Genomic DNA, 14,808 nt, shown 5'->3' on the forward strand with positions numbered 1-14,808 from the left:
GGGGAAAACTCCGTGGGGCAGATAATTCGAGCGACAAACGGCGCAATGCGCCGTTTGCGCAGGGGTTCAGGCCGATGCCTTGATCTTCAGGCTATCGAGATAGGCGGACGGGTTGGCCGGATCGAAGATCTTGCCGTCGAAGAAGGTCTCGACGCCGCGCGACGACGACGCCGGAACGTCGGCAGCCGCAACGCCGAGATCCTTGGCCGCTTCGCGCCACAAATCCTCGCGGTTGACCTGATCGACCAGCGCCTTGATGTCGGTGGTCGGCGCGAACTTGCCCCAGCGGATGTTCTCGGCGAGGAACCACGTGTCGTGGCTCTTGAAAGGATAGGAGACGCCGCCCTTCCAGAACTTCATGGAGAGATCGGTGCCGTTGGCGACGCGGCCATTGCCGTAGTTGATGTCGCCCTTGAGGCGGCCGATGATGTCGGCGACGGGCACGTTCATCCATTGCCGCTTGCCGATGATGGCGGCCATCTCGTCCTTGTTCTCAGCGGCCTCGCACCATTGCTGGGCTTCCATGACGGCCATCAGGATCGCCTTGGTGGCGTTCGGGTATTTCTCGATGAATTCGGCACGCAGGCCGAGCGCCTTTTCCGGATGGCCCTTCCACAATTCGCCCGTCGTGGCGGCGGTGAAGCCGACGCCCTGATGGACGAGCTGCTCGTTCCACGGTTCGCCGACGCAGAACACGTCCATGTTGCCGACCTTCATGTTGGCCACCATCTGCGGCGGCGGCACGACGATGGTCGAGACGTCCTTGTCGGGATCGATGCCACCGGCCGCCAGCCAGTAGCGCAGCCACAAATCATGCGTGCCGCCCGGGAAGGTCATGGCGGCCTTGATTTCCTTACCGGCCGCCTTCTTGGCGGCAAAAGCATCTTTCAGCTTCGAGGCGTCGAGACCGACACCGGTGCCGGCATATTCCTGGGCGACCGAAATGCCTTGGCAGTCGTAGTTGAGCCGCGCCACGATCGCCATCGGCATCGGCTGGTTGTTCTGCGTCACCTTGCCCGTGTGCATGAGGTAAGGCAGCGGCGTCAGGATATGGGCGCCGTCGATGCCGTTGGCCGCGCCGCCGAGCATCAGATTGTCGCGTGTCGCACCCCAGGAGGCCTGCTTGAGCACCTCGACATCGGGCATGCCGAACTTGGCGAACAGCCCCTTCTCCTTGGCGATCATCAGCGGTGCCGCATCGGTGAGGGCAATGAAGCCGAGCTTGGCGCCGGTGACCTCCGGAGTGGCGGTCGCAGCATAGGCGCCGGAAGGGAAGAGCTTGCGGGCCGCCACGAACAGGCCGGCCGTCATCGCGCTGCTGACGAGAAAATCGCGGCGCGTCATGTCCTTGAGGGTCGTTCCAGTCCTGATCCGTTTCGTCATCGTCGTCTCCGGTTGGGCGCGGCTTGGGATCCGCGTCGTCGATTGCGTGTTGATCAAAACAAAAAAGCCGCCAGCCAGGTCTTCGCGTCCGGGTGACCGGGAGCGCGCATTAACCTGAGCGGCAGCTTTGCCTGTGGCGCCCGTCATTGGACGCCTGTTCCGTGACCCGCGAAGGGCCTGTCTATTTCAAAGCAGGAACCGTGCCAGTTTTGAGAGAGGTGAAAAAGATCAATTAAATCAGCAACCCGCGCCGATCGCGGACGCACCGGGTCGTATGGCCGGAAGGCCAAAGATTGTTCATTCGGGCAATCGCGCGCACAATTTTTGTGCAATGCACAAGAATGACGCGGAAATGATCAGGCTTCCGCGCGAGCCGATTTCTGGCCGGTAATGTAGGCGTCGACCTCGTCCGGATCGAAGATCTGGCCGTCGAAGAAACCGTCCGGACCGAGCACAAGGCCGGCGCCTGTCGCGCCGACCGCGGTGGCAACTTGGAGCGCACCCTCGACTTTCGAATTGGCGCCGGGAAGCGCCACACCAAGCGGCTTCAGAGCCGAACGGTAGAGGTCGGGCCGGTAGCAGTTGCGGGCGATGGCAAGGTTTTCCGGCGTGTGCGCCACGTGCCCCCAGCGCACCATCTGCGTGTAGAACCACAGCGCATGGCTCTTCCATGGAAAGTTCGCTGCCTTGTCGAACGGGAGGAAGAAGTCGTCGATGGTCCGCTCCGCGCCGCCGCCCAGTCGGAGATGACCGGTCAGGATCGGCATCTGCACGGCCGGCGGCAGACCGAGAAAGCCGGCCTGCGCCATCACAGCTGCCAATTCGCCACGGTTGGCCGGATCCTGGCACCAGCGCGCCGAGTGATGCAGCGCACGCAGCAGCGCCGCCAGTGCCTCGGGGTTTTCGTCTGCCCACGCCTTGCGTACGCCGATTACCTTCTCCGGGCTGTTACGCCATATCCGCGCCTTGACGGTGACGATATGCCCGGTGCCGGCGGCAACCGCAGCACTGTTCCAGGGTTCGCCTGCGCAGTACCCGTCGATGCGGCCGGTGGCCAGCGCATCCGCCATGAAGGGCGGCGGCACGATGACGATCTCGATTTCGCGCGCCGGATCGATGCCGCAGGCGGCGAGCCAATAGCGCAATTCGTAATTGTGCCCGGAATGCGGATGCACCACGGCGAAGCGCAGCGGGTCGCCACCGGCCGCAGCGCGCTCGCGAATGAGCGCGCGCAACGCCGCACCGGCGCGCGCCGGATCAAGATCGGCTTCGGCGCCCTGCGCCACCATTCCGGCCCAGACGGTGTTGGAGACGGTGACGCAATTGCCGCCGAGCCCGAGCGAGAACGGCACGATGGTTTCCGAAGCGAGTGGCGTCAGCCCGAGATTGCAGGCGAGCGGCATCGGTCCCAGCATATGCGCGAGATGAAAGTGACCGATGGCGATGCGGTCGCGGATGTTGGCCCAGGACGTCTCGCGGTGTAGGGTGAGGTCGATGCCTTCTCGTGCGGCAAAGCCAAGCTCCCCGGCCGCGACCAGCACGGCGCTGTCGAAAAGCGGCATGAAACCGGCGGTGATCTGGTGCGCAGCAGTCATGCTCATTCGTCCTCCGGCGGCCCCAGCAGCCCGGCGGCAGTCACCAGGCTCTGGGCGATGTCGCCGATCTTGCGGTTCTGGTTCATCGCCGTCTTGCGCAGCAGCGTGTAGGCCGCCTCTTCGGAGAGGCCGCGCGACTTCATCAATATGCCCTTGGCACGATCGATCACCTTACGGCTCTCTAGCTCGCCGCGAACCTCTTCCAGTTCGCGCGCCATGCGCGAAAAAGCGTTGAAGCGGCTTACCGCCATGTCGAGGATCGGCTTGACGCGCTCTTGCCGCAGACCGTCGACGACATAGGCCGAAACGCCGGCATCGACCGCCGCCTCGATCGAGGCCTGATCGGAGCGGTCGACGAACATGGCGATCGGCCGTTTCACGGCGCGCGACAGCTGGAACATGTTTTCCAGCATGTCGCGGTTCGGATTCTCGAGATCGATGACGATGACATCGGGCTCGATCTCGGCGATCCGCCGCGCAATGCCGGTCACGTCATGGATGACGGTGACTCGCTCATGGCCGGCCTCGCGCAATCCCGCCTCGATGATCGCGGCGCGGATGCGGTTTTCATCGATCACCAGGACGGCGAGTGCGGTTCGAACCATGCCTGCATTGTGACCAAGCGAAGGAATTGTGCAATGCAGTATGGTTGAACAACCCGATATTCGCTGACCGGGCCGCCGGCGTCTAATCCGCCGCCAACGCCGTGACCTCGCGGCGGAAGGGCAGTGCGTCGCCGATATCGGCTTCGTCCAGCTCGCGGGCGAAACGGTGGCCGGCGTAGGTTGCCCAGGCGATCGGACCCGGCGCCCCGGCATCGCCGATGATTTTGATCGAGCGGATGCCGCTATCGGCCCATTGATCTCGCCGCGCCTTCAGTTCGCACCAGACGCCATCGTCCTGTTGGCGCGACGTCACGAGCACGACGGCGTCCGCGGCGAAGTCGCGTTGGCTGCCCGTATAGGCGCACGCAGTGGCAACCCCACCCGCCACGATGCGGGTCACAGTCCGATTCAGCACGATCTCGACGCCGAGTTCGGCCAGCCGGCGATGGATGGCGCCCTGCTCCAGCGTGTTGCGGGTCCAGTCGGACACATAGGCCGACGGCGTCACCAGCGTCACCTTCGCACCCTGCCGCGCCATCAGCTCGGCCAGGACACCGCCCATGTAATAGTGATCGTCGTCGAACAGCACGACAGTGCCGGTCGGTATATTGCCGCCCATCAAATCGTCCGGCGTGTAGACCGGCATGGCCGGGTCCACCGGCATCGGCACGACATGCGCGCGCGCCACGCCATCGCGGCGCCATGTCGAGCCGGTGGCGACGGCAATGTTCTGGAAGCCGAAGGCGAGGATTTCCTCGGCCGACAGCCGGCTTTCGAAATAGACGTCGACATTGGACATCTGGCTGATCTGGTACTGGCGATAGTCGCGCACACGCCCCCATGCCGAGAGACCGGGCAAGCGGCACTCGCGCGCCACGCGGCCGCCGAGTTCGGTTCCCGCTTCGGCGATGGCCACCTGGTAGCCGCGCAGGCCGAGTGCACGCGCCGCTTCCAGCCCGGCCGGGCCGGCGCCGACGATCAGCACGCTGTCGCTGTCGCCCTTGGCCTGCATCCGTTCGGGATGCCAGCCCTTGCGCCACTCCTCCATGAAGGTCGGGTTCTGCGTGCAACGAGAGATCGACATGGTCATGTCGCCGGTGATGCAGATGTTGCAGCCGATGCATTCGCGAATGTCCTCGATCCGCCCCTCCTCCACCTTCTTCGGCAGGAAGGGATCGGCAATCGACGGCCGCGCGCAGCCAATGAAGTCCAGCGTGCCGGACTTGATCATCTTCACCATCACATCCGGCGAGGTGAAGCGACCGACGCCGACGACCGGCTTCGAGGTCAGCATCTTGATGCCGGACACCAGGCTCTCCTGCGCGCCCTCCTCCTTGAACCGCGACGGCCCCGAACAGTCCTCCCAGGCGCCATGCGCCAGGTCCCAGAGGTCTGGCAGGTCGGCATGCATCTCGATCATGTCGCGCACTTCGGAGTTGCCGAAGCCAAGCTCGCCGATCATCTCGTCCAGCGACAGCCGCAGCGTTAGGCCGCACGTGTCGCCGATGGCGTTCCTGCCCTCTTCGATCAGCTCACGCATCAGCCGCGAGCGGTTTTCCAGCGAGCCGCCATATTCGTCGCTGCGCTGGTTCGTGGCGGTGGACAGGAAGTGCTGGATGATGCCGAAGCCATGCGCGCCGTAGAGGCAGACCAGGTCGAAGCCCGCAAGCCTGGCACGCTTGAATGCATTGCGGTGCCAGCGGCGCAGGTCGCGAATATCCTGCTTGTCCATGGCGCGCGCCTGCACCGGATCGTTGGTGAAGGTTCGGATCGGCAGGGCCGACGGTCCGCGCGGTACCTCCTTGGTGTAGAGGTTGGGACCGTTGATGCCCGAATAGGCCAACTGGATGCCGGCCAGCGCGCCATGCTGGTGCATGGCCTCTGCCATCTTCGCCAGCGCCGGGATATCGGCGTCGTCCCACAGCCTGAGCTCGATGAAGGGCGTGATCTCCGATGTGTGGTGCATCTCGGTCTGCTCGGTGAAGATGACGCCCCAGCCGCCTTCCGACTTGATGCGGCGCATCTCGGCCGCGGCCGAAGGATCGCGATAGCCGCCGCCATTGCAATGCGGAACCTGATAGAAGCGGTTCTTGGCGGTCACCGGACCGATCTTTACGGGCTCGAACAGAATGTCGTAGCGCGGATCGCGCATGGAACGTGCCTTCCTGCCAGCGTCGCCTTGCAGCATGCCCGATCATGGTTTCGAGCCGTGGCGCAAGCCGGCCAGCCCAGTGGGTTGATGCCGTGAGACCATTCATAAATTGCGGCAAGCGCCGGGAAACAACAGATTTCTTCTGTGCCGGTTAGGACGCGCCTAATCGGCAGCACTGCCTGGATTAGCATCCGATGAATCCCGGCTGAGCCAAATGCGACTTCAAGGCCGCCGCCGCGCGATGTTAGATAGCGCGCACGCCCAATGAGACACAAGACGCATGGACAGCATCCAGATCCTTGAAAAACTGATCGCGTTCCCGACGGTGAGCCGCGATTCGAACCTCGCCCTCGTCGGCTACGTGGCGGAGCTGCTGGACGCGCATGGCATTGACAGCCGGATCATCCACAGCGAGGACGGCCACAAGGCCAATTTGTTTGCCACCATCGGACCGGCCGACGCTTCCGGCATCATGCTGTCCGGCCACACCGACGTCGTCCCCGTCGACGGCCAGGCCTGGACGCTGCCGCCCTTCGAGATGACGAGCCGAGACGGCAAGCTTTACGGACGTGGCACAGCCGACATGAAGGGTTTTGTGGCCTGCGCGCTCGCGGCGTGCCTTAAAGCCTCGAAAATGACGCTGCGCACGCCGCTGCATTTGGCGCTCTCCTACGACGAGGAGATCGGCTGCATTGGTGTGCGAAGCCTGATCGACATGCTGCAAGCAGCCCCGCAGCGGCCGTTGCTATGCATTGTCGGCGAGCCGACCGATATGCAGGTGGCGACGGGCCACAAGGGCAAGCTTGCCGCACGCGCGCTTTGCAAGGGACGCGAGGGCCATTCGGCGATGGCCCCGCTGGCGCTCAACGCCATCCATCTCGGCTGCGATTTCGTCGCCGCCTTGCGCCGCGAACAGGACCGGCTGGTGCGCGATGGCGCCCGCGACGGCGACTACGACATTGCCTACACAACCGTCCATGTCGGCAAGATCAACGCCGGCGTGGCGCTGAACATCGTGCCGAACCTCTGCCAGGTCGACTTCGAGATCCGCAATGTCGCGGCCGACGACCCGCATGAGATTCTCGAGCGTCTGCGCGTGGAGGCCGCGCGCATTGCCACCGAAGCCTCGGCTATCGCGCTCGAGGCGGCAATCGACATCGACATCACCAACACCTATCCCGGCCTGGACACGCCGGTCAGTTCGCAAGCCGTCGCTTTCATCAAATCGCTGACCGGCGCCAACAACACCATCAAGGTTGCCTACGGCACGGAGGGCGGCCTGTTCAACCGCGATCTCGGCACGCCGACGGTCGTGTGCGGACCGGGATCGATGGCGCAGGGACACAAGCCGGATGAGTTCGTCAGCGTCGAGCAGATGCGCCGTTGCGATGGCATGCTGGAAAAATTGCTGCAGCGGCTTGCCGACCAGCAGTTGGCTTAACCGGGGCTACTTCTGTGGAAGTGCTGCCTGGCCGACAGCCCGCTCGGCGCCGAACACGCCTTGCTCGACGACGAAATGCCGGCAGTGGTCGATGAAGGCCTGGACGGTTTGCGTGCGGTGTTCGGAACTGGGCAAGGCGACGCCCATGGTCAGCGGCCGCAGATCGCCGTCCAGCGGCACGAAGACCAGCGGCTTGCCGTCCGGCGCCAGCGTGTTGAGCGGCCGCATATTGGCGATGCCGTAGCCGAAGCCGTTGGCCACCATGGAACGCATGACGGCGATGTCGCCGGTGCGCTCGGCAATGTTGGGGCGGATCCCGCGCTGGTGGAATGCCGAAAGGAAATATTCGCGGCTGAACGGCAGGTCGAGCAGCACCATCGGCTCGTCGGCCAATTCCTCCGTCGTGATCGACGCCTTTGCCGCAAAGCGATGCCCCGCCGGCAGCATGACATAGGCCGGCACCAGCATCAGCGGCTCGAAGGTCATGTCCTGCGACAGTTCGAGATCGTAGGTCAGGGCAAGATCGATTTCACCGCGCTGCAGCATCTCGAGCAATTGCCCCTGATTGCGCTCGAACTGGCGCACGCGCACATCGGGATAGGCGCGTTCGAACCGCATGCGCAGCGCCGGCAGCACGATTTGCGCAAAGGTCAGCAGGCATCCCACCGCCAGCGGGCCGCGCACCTTCTCGGCAAAGTCGCCGGCGACGTCGTGCAAGGCGTCTGCATCGTTGAGCAGCCGGGCGGCTTCCTTGAGGAAGATGCGGCCACCGGCCGTCAGCGAGAGGCCGTGCGAATGCTTGCGGACAAACAGCTGGACACCGAACTCGGTTTCCAGCTGCGCGATCGAGGCCGAAATCGATGGCGGCGATACATTGACCTGTTCGGCCGCCTTAGCGATGGAACCGGCTTCGCCCACGGCGACGAAATATTCCAGCTGTCTGAGCGTGAAGCGTAGCGGCATGGCTGGCTATGTTGCTGGTTTGAGGGCTTCGATCAAGCCTAATGCATGTCGCGCAAAAGTGGCCCCGGTTTTGCGCAAATGACATGCATAGAGCAAAGGCCTAAAGCGCATCGCTTGAATCCGTTCAATCGCGATGCGCTTTAGGCGCCCATCAGTATTTGATCCATGTCGTTTTGAGCGCGGTGTATTTGTCGAGCGCATGCAGCGACAGGTCGCGGCCGAAGCCGGATTGCTTGAAACCGCCGAACGGCGTCATCGGGCTCAGCGCGTCGACCGTGTTGACGGAAACCGTGCCGGCATGCAGCCGGCCGGCGATACGATGCGCGCGCGACAGGCTGTCGGTCCACAGCGATGCGGCCAGCCCATAGGGGCTGTCATTGGCGATGCGGATCGCGTCGGCCTCGTCGTCGAAGGCGATGACCGAAAGCACCGGCCCGAAGATCTCGTCGCGAGCAATCGGATCGGCAGGTGCGACATCGTCGAAGATGGTCGGCTGGACAAAGCTGCCGCGCCCATTGACCGTGACCAGGTCGCCGCCCGCGACCAGGCGCGCGCTTTTCTTGCCGGCCTCGACGAACCGCATGACATTGGCCGCGTGGCGGGCATCGACCATCGCGCCCATTTTCGAAGCCGGATCGAGCGGATCGCCGGGCTGCGTGGCCGCCGCACGTTGCACCAGTTTCTCCATCAGGGCATCCTTGATGCCGCGCTGGACGAGCAGGCGTGAATTGGCGGAACAGACCTCGCCCTGGTTGAAGAAGATGCCGAAGGCAGCCATGTCGGCTGCCGTGTCAAGATCGCCGCAATCGGCAAAGATGAGGTTCGGGCTCTTGCCGCCGGTTTCCAGCCAGACCTGCTTCATGTTCGACTGGCCGGAATACTGCAGAAACATCTTGCCCACGGCGGTCGAACCGGTGAAGGCGAGGCAATCCACATCCATATGGCGGCCAAGCGCCTGGCCGGCGGTTTCGCCAAGGCCGGGCACGACATTGAGCACGCCTGCAGGCAGGCCCGCTTCCATTGCCAGTTCCGCCAGAAGCAGGGCCGACAAAGGCGACTGCTCGGCGGGTTTCAGCACCACCGAATTGCCTGCCGCCAGTGCCGGCGCGCATTTCCAGGTCGCCATGTCGAGCGGGAAATTCCACGGCACCACCGCGCCGACCACGCCAAGCGGTTCGCGCCGCACCAGCACCAGATCACCTTCGCCGGTCGGCGCCACTTCGCCATAGATCTTGTCGATGGCCTCGCCATACCATTGGAAGATCGCTGCCGAGCCGGGAACGTCGACCGCGGCCGCATCCCTGACCAGTTTGCCCATGTCGAGCGATTCCAGCAGAGCCAGTTCATGCAGGTTTTCGCGCAGCAATTGCGCCAGCCGCAGCAGCACCTCCTTACGGTGCGCCGGACTGGTCCGCGACCAGACGCCGGCGTTGAAGCTGCGCCGCGCTGCGGCAACCGCCAGATCGATGTCTTCCTCACCGCAGGACGCCACTTCGGCCAGCACCTCGCCGGTTGCCGGATTGACGCTGGCAAAAGTCCGGCCCGAACGCGCCGCAACCGTCTTGCCGTCGATGAACGCCTTGTCGCGAAAACGGATCGCCGACGCCTTGCCGATCCAGTCCTTGTGGCTGAGTTCGCTCATCGCAGGCGACCCCTGTCTTGACTATTCGTCGCCCGGCACGCCGTAGCTCGGCGCATCGGATGGGTTTATGGCACGGGTCACATAGGCATCGAGCTGTGGCTTGTAGAGTTCCCACAGCGTCGCCAGTTGCTCGATCGGGCAGTCGTCGGTCCAGTCGCAGCGCAGATCGGCGACCGGCCACGCAACCTCGCGCACCAGCTTCATGCCAGCCGAATGGACCGGGCCGGCCTCGCCGCCCGCTTTCAGCGCGGCGCGCATGGTCGCGATGAGGCGGTCGCCGAGATGCCCTTCCGACGCCAGGAAAGCCTCGACCATGGCTTGCGGAACGCCGTCATGGGCCAGCATGTTGCCGCCGCAGGCGACATTGTCCGCACGCGCCTCCGCCCAGATGCCAAGCGCCTTGGGCCCTGAGTGGATAGCGGTCGTCCCGGCGGCATCGACAGCCAGCACCTGCCGGTATTCGGGATAGGCACCGGTGCGCTTCAATATGACAATCGCCTCTGCCGCCGACGCGCCGCGCGCCAGCAATTCGAGACCGCGCAGTCCCAGCGTAGGATCGGTGACGTTCTGACTGGCAACGGCGCCGGCGCCCGCCTGCGCATAGGCGCAGCGCGCCGCCACAGCAGGCGACGAGGAGGACACCGCGACCCCGAACATGCCGGTGCGGCTGCACCGCGCGACGATGGAGAATGTCATGACTTTAATCCGGGATAACTGCGGTGCCGTCGATCTCGACCAGCCAGTCCGGCCGCGCCAGGGCCTGCACGACAAGGCCGGTCGAGACGGGATGCACGCCTTTGATATACTCGCCCATGGTGCGGTAGACCGCCTCGCGATAGCGGACATCGGTAATGTAGACCACCACCTTGACCAAATGCTCCATGGTGCCGCCGCACTCCTCGATCAGCTGGCGGATGTTCTGCATGACCTTGTGCGTCTGTTCGACCGGATCATGGCTTTCGATATTCTTGGCCGTGTCGAGGTCCTGCGGGCATTGGCCGCGCAGATAGACGGTCCTGCCGCCCCGCGTAACGACCGCCTGGCACAGATCATTGTCGAGCTTCTGCTCGGGATAGGTGTCCTTGGTGTTGAACTTGCGAATTCTTGTATGGGCCATCTTGGTCTCCGTCAGTCGGCTCGAGGTCGGGACGTCCGTTTCCATGCCACTTTGGTCTCGCGCTTCGCGGACGCATGGTAGGCCAGGTACTTGCGCTGCGTGGAGATATGGTCCGCCACATGCTGGGCGTCGTGCCAGACGCCCCAGATGAAGCTCGACCCCCGCCGCGATTGCCACGGCAGTCCCAGGAAATAGATTCCCGGCTCGGTCGACACGCCGCGCTGGTGCTTCGGCTTGCCCTTTTCGTCAAACACATCGACCTTCAGCCAGTTGTAATCGACGGTGAAACCCGTTGCCCAGATGATCGAACCTATCCCGGCTTCCGCCAGGTTCAGCTCGAGAATGGGATCGGTCATGCATTGCGGGTCCGGTCCGATCTCGCGGGCCGCAGGCTCCTCTGGAAGGTCGAGGCCGTTGCGAGCGACATAGGCGTCGGCCTCGTCCAGCACCGACATGTAGTTCGCATCGCCGCGCGCGATATTTTTAGCCAAGTCCGACGCGAAGGTCAGAACCCCGTCCTTGTAGGATTCAGTCCGGCCAACCAGCATTATCCCTTGCGCGGCAAGACGCCGGAAGTCGATCGTCTGGCCGCCCCGCGCGCCGCTCACCGCGATGGTGACGTGTTCGGTGCCAGGCGCCGGCGCTTGAGCGTCCCATTTGCCCAAAACCCCCAGCCACCAGCAGAAGTCACGCTCGCGATAGGCCCGCGGCGGCCGATCATGCGGCCCGACCGAGAGGTAGACGCGCCGTCCCGCGCGCTGGAGTTCGTCGGCGATCTGCACCCCCGAGGACCCGGAGCCGACCACCAGCACCGCACCTTCGGGCAACTGGCCCGGATTGCGATAGGCGCTGGAATGGATCTGCATCGCTCCGGCATCCCCGGGGACAACCGCCGGAATGACCGGATGCTGGAAAGCCCCGGTAGCGGCAACCACGCTCCTGGCCTCGATCACGCCATCCGAGGTTTCGACCCGGAAGCCGGGACGGCCGACAAGCCTTTCCACGCTCCTGACCTCCACGCCGCAGCGGATGGGGGCAGCGATCATGCCGGCGTAAGCGACAAAATAGTCGGCGACCTTCTCCTTGCCGACAAAGGCGTCGGGACCGGCATCCGGAAATTCCATGCCGGGAAAACGATCATGCCAGGCGGGACCATTGGCAACCAGCGAGTCCCATCTTTCGGTACGCCAGCGTTCGGCGATGCGGCTTCGCTCGAGCACGAGATGCGGCACCCCGCACTTGCTCAGATGCTCGCTCATGGCCAGCCCCGCCTGGCCGCCGCCAACAACAAGCGTGTCTACCGTTTCGACTGGCATTTCAGCGGCCCTTTCTGGCTCTCCCCGGGAGTGTCTGCGGATGCGGCGGAGATCTGATCGTTGGTTTACTGGAGGCACCGGGCAGCGAAAATTATGATTTCATGTGGCAGTGGTTAGCTTGTCCCTAAATGCCGGGAAGCATGGCCGAAGATGTGGAGCGCGGGGCGTGGATCATCACTGTTGAGTCAGAAGAAACGGACGGCTCAGAGATAAAGGCTTCTGGCCGCCTTGGACGAGAGCAACTCCTTTGCCGGCCCCTCCTGGGCGACCTTACCCTTGACCAGCACATAGCCGCGATCGGCGATGCCCAGCCCCATTTCGGCATTCTGTTCGATCAACAGGATGGTCGTGCCTTGGCGATGGATTTCCCTTGTGATCTCGAAATACTCGCCGATGAGTTTTGGCGAGAGGCCGAGCGACGGCTCGTCCATGATCACCAGTCTGGGTTCGCCGATCAGCGCGCGCGCCAGCGCCACCATCGCCTGTTCGCCGCCGGACAGCGTGCCGGCGACTTGGCGCAAACGCTCATGGATGCGCGGAAAAAGCTTGCACATCTTGTCCAGTTGCACCGCGAAATTGGGCCCCCTGGCCGACACCGCATCATAGCCCAGGCGCAAATTCTCCATCACGGTCAGGCCGGGGAACAGCCGGCGCCCTTCGGGAACGAGCCCGACGCCGAGCGACGCCAGGTTTTCCGTGCCGAGCGTCGCCATGTCCCTGCCCATCACCTCGACCTTGCCGCGCTGCGCTCGCACGACACCGCAGACTGTCATGAAGGTTGTCGTCTTGCCGGCGCCGTTCGGTCCGAGCAGGCAAACCAGTTCGCCGGGGCGTACGCTCATCGCCACGCCGCGCAGCATCGGCACCGCGCCATAGGAAGTATCGACATCCCTGAGTTCAAGCATGGGCGACCGCCTTCCCGAGATAGGCTTCCTGGACGCGCGGGTCGGCGCGCACCGCCGCGAAGTCGCCCTCGGCGATCTTGCTGCCATAGTCGATGCAGGTGACATGCTGCGGGAACGCTTCGACCACCCGCATGTCGTGCTCGATCAGAACTACCGACAGAGCAGGGTTTTGTACGCGCAGCCGCGTGATGTCGGCCACCAGTGCGTCGGTTTCCGTGTCGTCCATGCCGACCGAAGGTTCGTCGAGCAGCAAGAGCTTGGGCTGCGATGCGAGCGCGCGGGCAATTTCCAGCCGTCGCCTGTCGGCCTGCGCCAGCGTGCCCGCTGGCCGGTAGCGTTGTTCGAACAGGTCGCCGGAGCCGAGCTTGAGCAGGGTTTCGGCCTTTTCCACGCAGGCCGCCATCTCACGGCGCGACGCGCCGGGCCGAAACAGCGCGGTCAGCACGCCGGTCCTGGTGCGGGTGTGCATGCCGATGATGACGTTGTCGAGGACACTGAGGTCGGAGAACAGACGCGACGACTGGAATGTGCGGGCGATGCCGCGGTCGACAACTTCGTAGGACGGGCGGCCGGTGATCTCGGCGCCGTCGAAGGTCACGCGACCGGAGGTTGGCCGGTAGACGCCGGTCACGACATTGAACAGCGTCGACTTGCCGGCGCCGTTCGGGCCGATGACGGCGAGCACCGCGCCCTTGTCGATCGACAGGCTGACATCGTTGAGCGCGACCAGGCCGCCGAAGCGCATCGTCAAATTCTCGACCTTGAGAAGCGCGCTCACAGTCCGCCTCCGTAGCGCCGCATGCGTTGCGGGAACAGACCTTGCGGCCGGATCATCAGGAAGCCGATGATGACGACGCCGAAGAACAGCAGGCGGTAGTCGGCGAACGCGCGCAATTTCTCCGGCAGGATGGTCAGCAGGAACGCACCGACGATGACACCGAAAATATTGTCCATGCCGCCGACGATGACCATGGTCATGATGGTGACGGAGACCAGGAAGGTGAAATTGTCGGGAGAAATGTAGGAGACGTAGAAGGCGTAGATCGTGCCGGCGAAGGCGGCGAGAAAGGCGTCGACGGCGAAGGCCAGAACCTTGAACCACGCCACATTGATGCCTTGCGCCTTGGCGGCGATCTCGTCGGCGCGCAGCGCATTCCAGGCCAGACCGATGCGCGAACCGTGCAGCCGATGCGCGGTGACGATGGCGACGACGACCAGTGCGGCCGACAAATAATAGAAATTCGCCTGGCTCGGCAGCTTCCAGCAGAAGATCACCAGCGGATCGGCAAAGGAATGGCCGAACAGGCTGGGCGCCGGAATGCCGACCAGTCCGTTGGGTCCGCCGGTCCAGCTGAAATTGTTCAGCAATTGCTGGACCACGACACCGAAGGCGATGGTGACAAGCGCCAGATAAGTGTCGCGCGTGCGCATCGACGGGATGCCGATGATGAAACCGAACAGGGTCGCCGCCAGCGCCGCGACCGGCAGCGTCAGCCAGAAGCTGACGCCGAAATTGATCGCCAGCAGCGCCGACACGTAGGCGCCGATGCCGTAGGAAGCGCCGGTGGCGAAGTTCGGGATGTTGGCGCTGCCGAGCTGGAAATTGAGCGCCAGCGCCAGCACCGCATAAAGCTCGGCGACGATCAGCAGATGGAGGATATAGGTGTTGGATCCGACGAAGAACGGAAA

At 64.0% G+C, this 14,808-nt stretch carries 13 protein-coding genes; 1 reads left to right on the forward strand and 12 read right to left on the reverse strand.

What is annotated here, in order from left to right; translation table 11 throughout:
• Positions 1-66: 66 nt before the first annotated feature.
• From EN964_RS07805 to EN964_RS07820, 4 genes are all read right to left on the reverse strand, one after another.
• Positions 67-1,383 carry a CmpA/NrtA family ABC transporter substrate-binding protein gene (locus EN964_RS07805; RefSeq protein WP_127276282.1) on the reverse strand — a complete coding sequence of 439 codons (1,317 nt, stop codon included), beginning with the start codon at positions 1,381-1,383 and terminating at the stop codon, positions 67-69.
• A gap of 356 nt (positions 1,384-1,739) precedes the next feature.
• Complete coding sequence (locus EN964_RS07810) at positions 1,740-2,978, reverse strand: CmpA/NrtA family ABC transporter substrate-binding protein (protein ID WP_164748886.1); 1,239 nt, start codon at positions 2,976-2,978, stop codon at positions 1,740-1,742.
• A 2-nt stretch (positions 2,979-2,980) separates the two neighbouring features.
• Positions 2,981-3,583, reverse strand: a complete 603-nt coding sequence (locus EN964_RS07815) for an ANTAR domain-containing response regulator (protein ID WP_127267110.1) — start codon at positions 3,581-3,583, stop codon at positions 2,981-2,983.
• Between the two features lie 82 nt (positions 3,584-3,665).
• Positions 3,666-5,735 (reverse strand): NAD(P)-binding protein, encoded by a 2,070-nt coding sequence (locus EN964_RS07820; RefSeq protein ID WP_127272282.1) that lies wholly within the window; start codon positions 5,733-5,735, stop codon positions 3,666-3,668.
• A gap of 280 nt (positions 5,736-6,015) precedes the next feature.
• Between EN964_RS07820 and argE the strand changes: the two genes are divergently transcribed.
• Entirely contained in the window at positions 6,016-7,176 is a 1,161-nt protein-coding gene (gene argE / locus EN964_RS07825) for an acetylornithine deacetylase (RefSeq protein ID WP_127267112.1), read from the forward strand.
• A gap of 6 nt (positions 7,177-7,182) precedes the next feature.
• On the opposite strand, the gene EN964_RS07830 is transcribed toward argE, so the two are convergent.
• From EN964_RS07830 to EN964_RS07865, 8 genes are all read right to left on the reverse strand, one after another.
• Positions 7,183-8,139, reverse strand: coding sequence for a LysR family transcriptional regulator (locus EN964_RS07830; RefSeq protein WP_127267113.1), 957 nt, complete (start codon positions 8,137-8,139; stop codon positions 7,183-7,185).
• 151 nt (positions 8,140-8,290) lie between these two features.
• Positions 8,291-9,781: an aldehyde dehydrogenase gene (locus EN964_RS07835; protein WP_127267114.1), complete on the reverse strand. Its 1,491-nt coding sequence runs from the start codon at positions 9,779-9,781 to the stop codon at positions 8,291-8,293.
• 21 nt (positions 9,782-9,802) lie between these two features.
• Positions 9,803-10,477, reverse strand: coding sequence for a DUF1028 domain-containing protein (locus tag EN964_RS07840; RefSeq protein ID WP_127267115.1), 675 nt, complete (start codon positions 10,475-10,477; stop codon positions 9,803-9,805).
• 4 nt (positions 10,478-10,481) lie between these two features.
• On the reverse strand, positions 10,482-10,898 hold the full coding sequence (locus tag EN964_RS07845; protein WP_127267116.1) for a RidA family protein: 417 nt from the start codon (positions 10,896-10,898) through the stop codon (positions 10,482-10,484).
• A gap of 11 nt (positions 10,899-10,909) precedes the next feature.
• Positions 10,910-12,214: an NAD(P)/FAD-dependent oxidoreductase gene (locus tag EN964_RS07850; RefSeq protein WP_127267117.1), complete on the reverse strand. Its 1,305-nt coding sequence runs from the start codon at positions 12,212-12,214 to the stop codon at positions 10,910-10,912.
• Positions 12,215-12,417: 203 nt separating this feature from the next.
• Positions 12,418-13,119: an ABC transporter ATP-binding protein gene (locus EN964_RS07855; protein ID WP_127267118.1), complete on the reverse strand. Its 702-nt coding sequence runs from the start codon at positions 13,117-13,119 to the stop codon at positions 12,418-12,420.
• On the reverse strand, positions 13,112-13,897 hold the full coding sequence (locus tag EN964_RS07860; protein WP_236382713.1) for an ABC transporter ATP-binding protein: 786 nt from the start codon (positions 13,895-13,897) through the stop codon (positions 13,112-13,114). The genes EN964_RS07855 and EN964_RS07860 overlap by 8 nt, the downstream gene beginning before the upstream one ends.
• The coding region (locus EN964_RS07865; RefSeq protein ID WP_164775758.1) for a branched-chain amino acid ABC transporter permease at positions 13,894-14,808 on the reverse strand (915 nt) is incomplete at its 5' end. The genes EN964_RS07860 and EN964_RS07865, both read right to left, overlap by 4 nt.

It is taken from the genome of Mesorhizobium sp. M7A.F.Ca.CA.001.10.2.1, assembly GCF_003998575.1.
Classification (GTDB): domain Bacteria; phylum Pseudomonadota; class Alphaproteobacteria; order Rhizobiales; family Rhizobiaceae; genus Mesorhizobium.

Bases quoted from the DNA above. Each gene is read 5' to 3' on its own strand.
- EN964_RS07835 (WP_127267114.1), bottom strand. From the start codon at position 9,781: ATGAGCGAACTCAGCCACAAGGACTGGATCGGCAAGGCGTCGGCGATC.
- EN964_RS07810 (WP_164748886.1), bottom strand. From the start codon at position 2,978: ATGACTGCTGCGCACCAGATCACCGCCGGTTTCATGCCGCTTTTCGAC.
- EN964_RS07840 (WP_127267115.1), bottom strand. From the start codon at position 10,477: ATGACATTCTCCATCGTCGCGCGGTGCAGCCGCACCGGCATGTTCGGG.
- EN964_RS07850 (WP_127267117.1), bottom strand. From the start codon at position 12,214: ATGCCAGTCGAAACGGTAGACACGCTTGTTGTTGGCGGCGGCCAGGCG.
- EN964_RS07830 (WP_127267113.1), bottom strand. From the start codon at position 8,139: ATGCCGCTACGCTTCACGCTCAGACAGCTGGAATATTTCGTCGCCGTG.
- EN964_RS07855 (WP_127267118.1), bottom strand. From the start codon at position 13,119: ATGCTTGAACTCAGGGATGTCGATACTTCCTATGGCGCGGTGCCGATG.
- argE (WP_127267112.1), top strand. From the start codon at position 6,016: ATGGACAGCATCCAGATCCTTGAAAAACTGATCGCGTTCCCGACGGTG.
- EN964_RS07805 (WP_127276282.1), bottom strand. From the start codon at position 1,383: ATGACGAAACGGATCAGGACTGGAACGACCCTCAAGGACATGACGCGC.
- EN964_RS07815 (WP_127267110.1), bottom strand. From the start codon at position 3,583: ATGGTTCGAACCGCACTCGCCGTCCTGGTGATCGATGAAAACCGCATC.
- EN964_RS07820 (WP_127272282.1), bottom strand. From the start codon at position 5,735: ATGCGCGATCCGCGCTACGACATTCTGTTCGAGCCCGTAAAGATCGGT.
- EN964_RS07845 (WP_127267116.1), bottom strand. From the start codon at position 10,898: ATGGCCCATACAAGAATTCGCAAGTTCAACACCAAGGACACCTATCCC.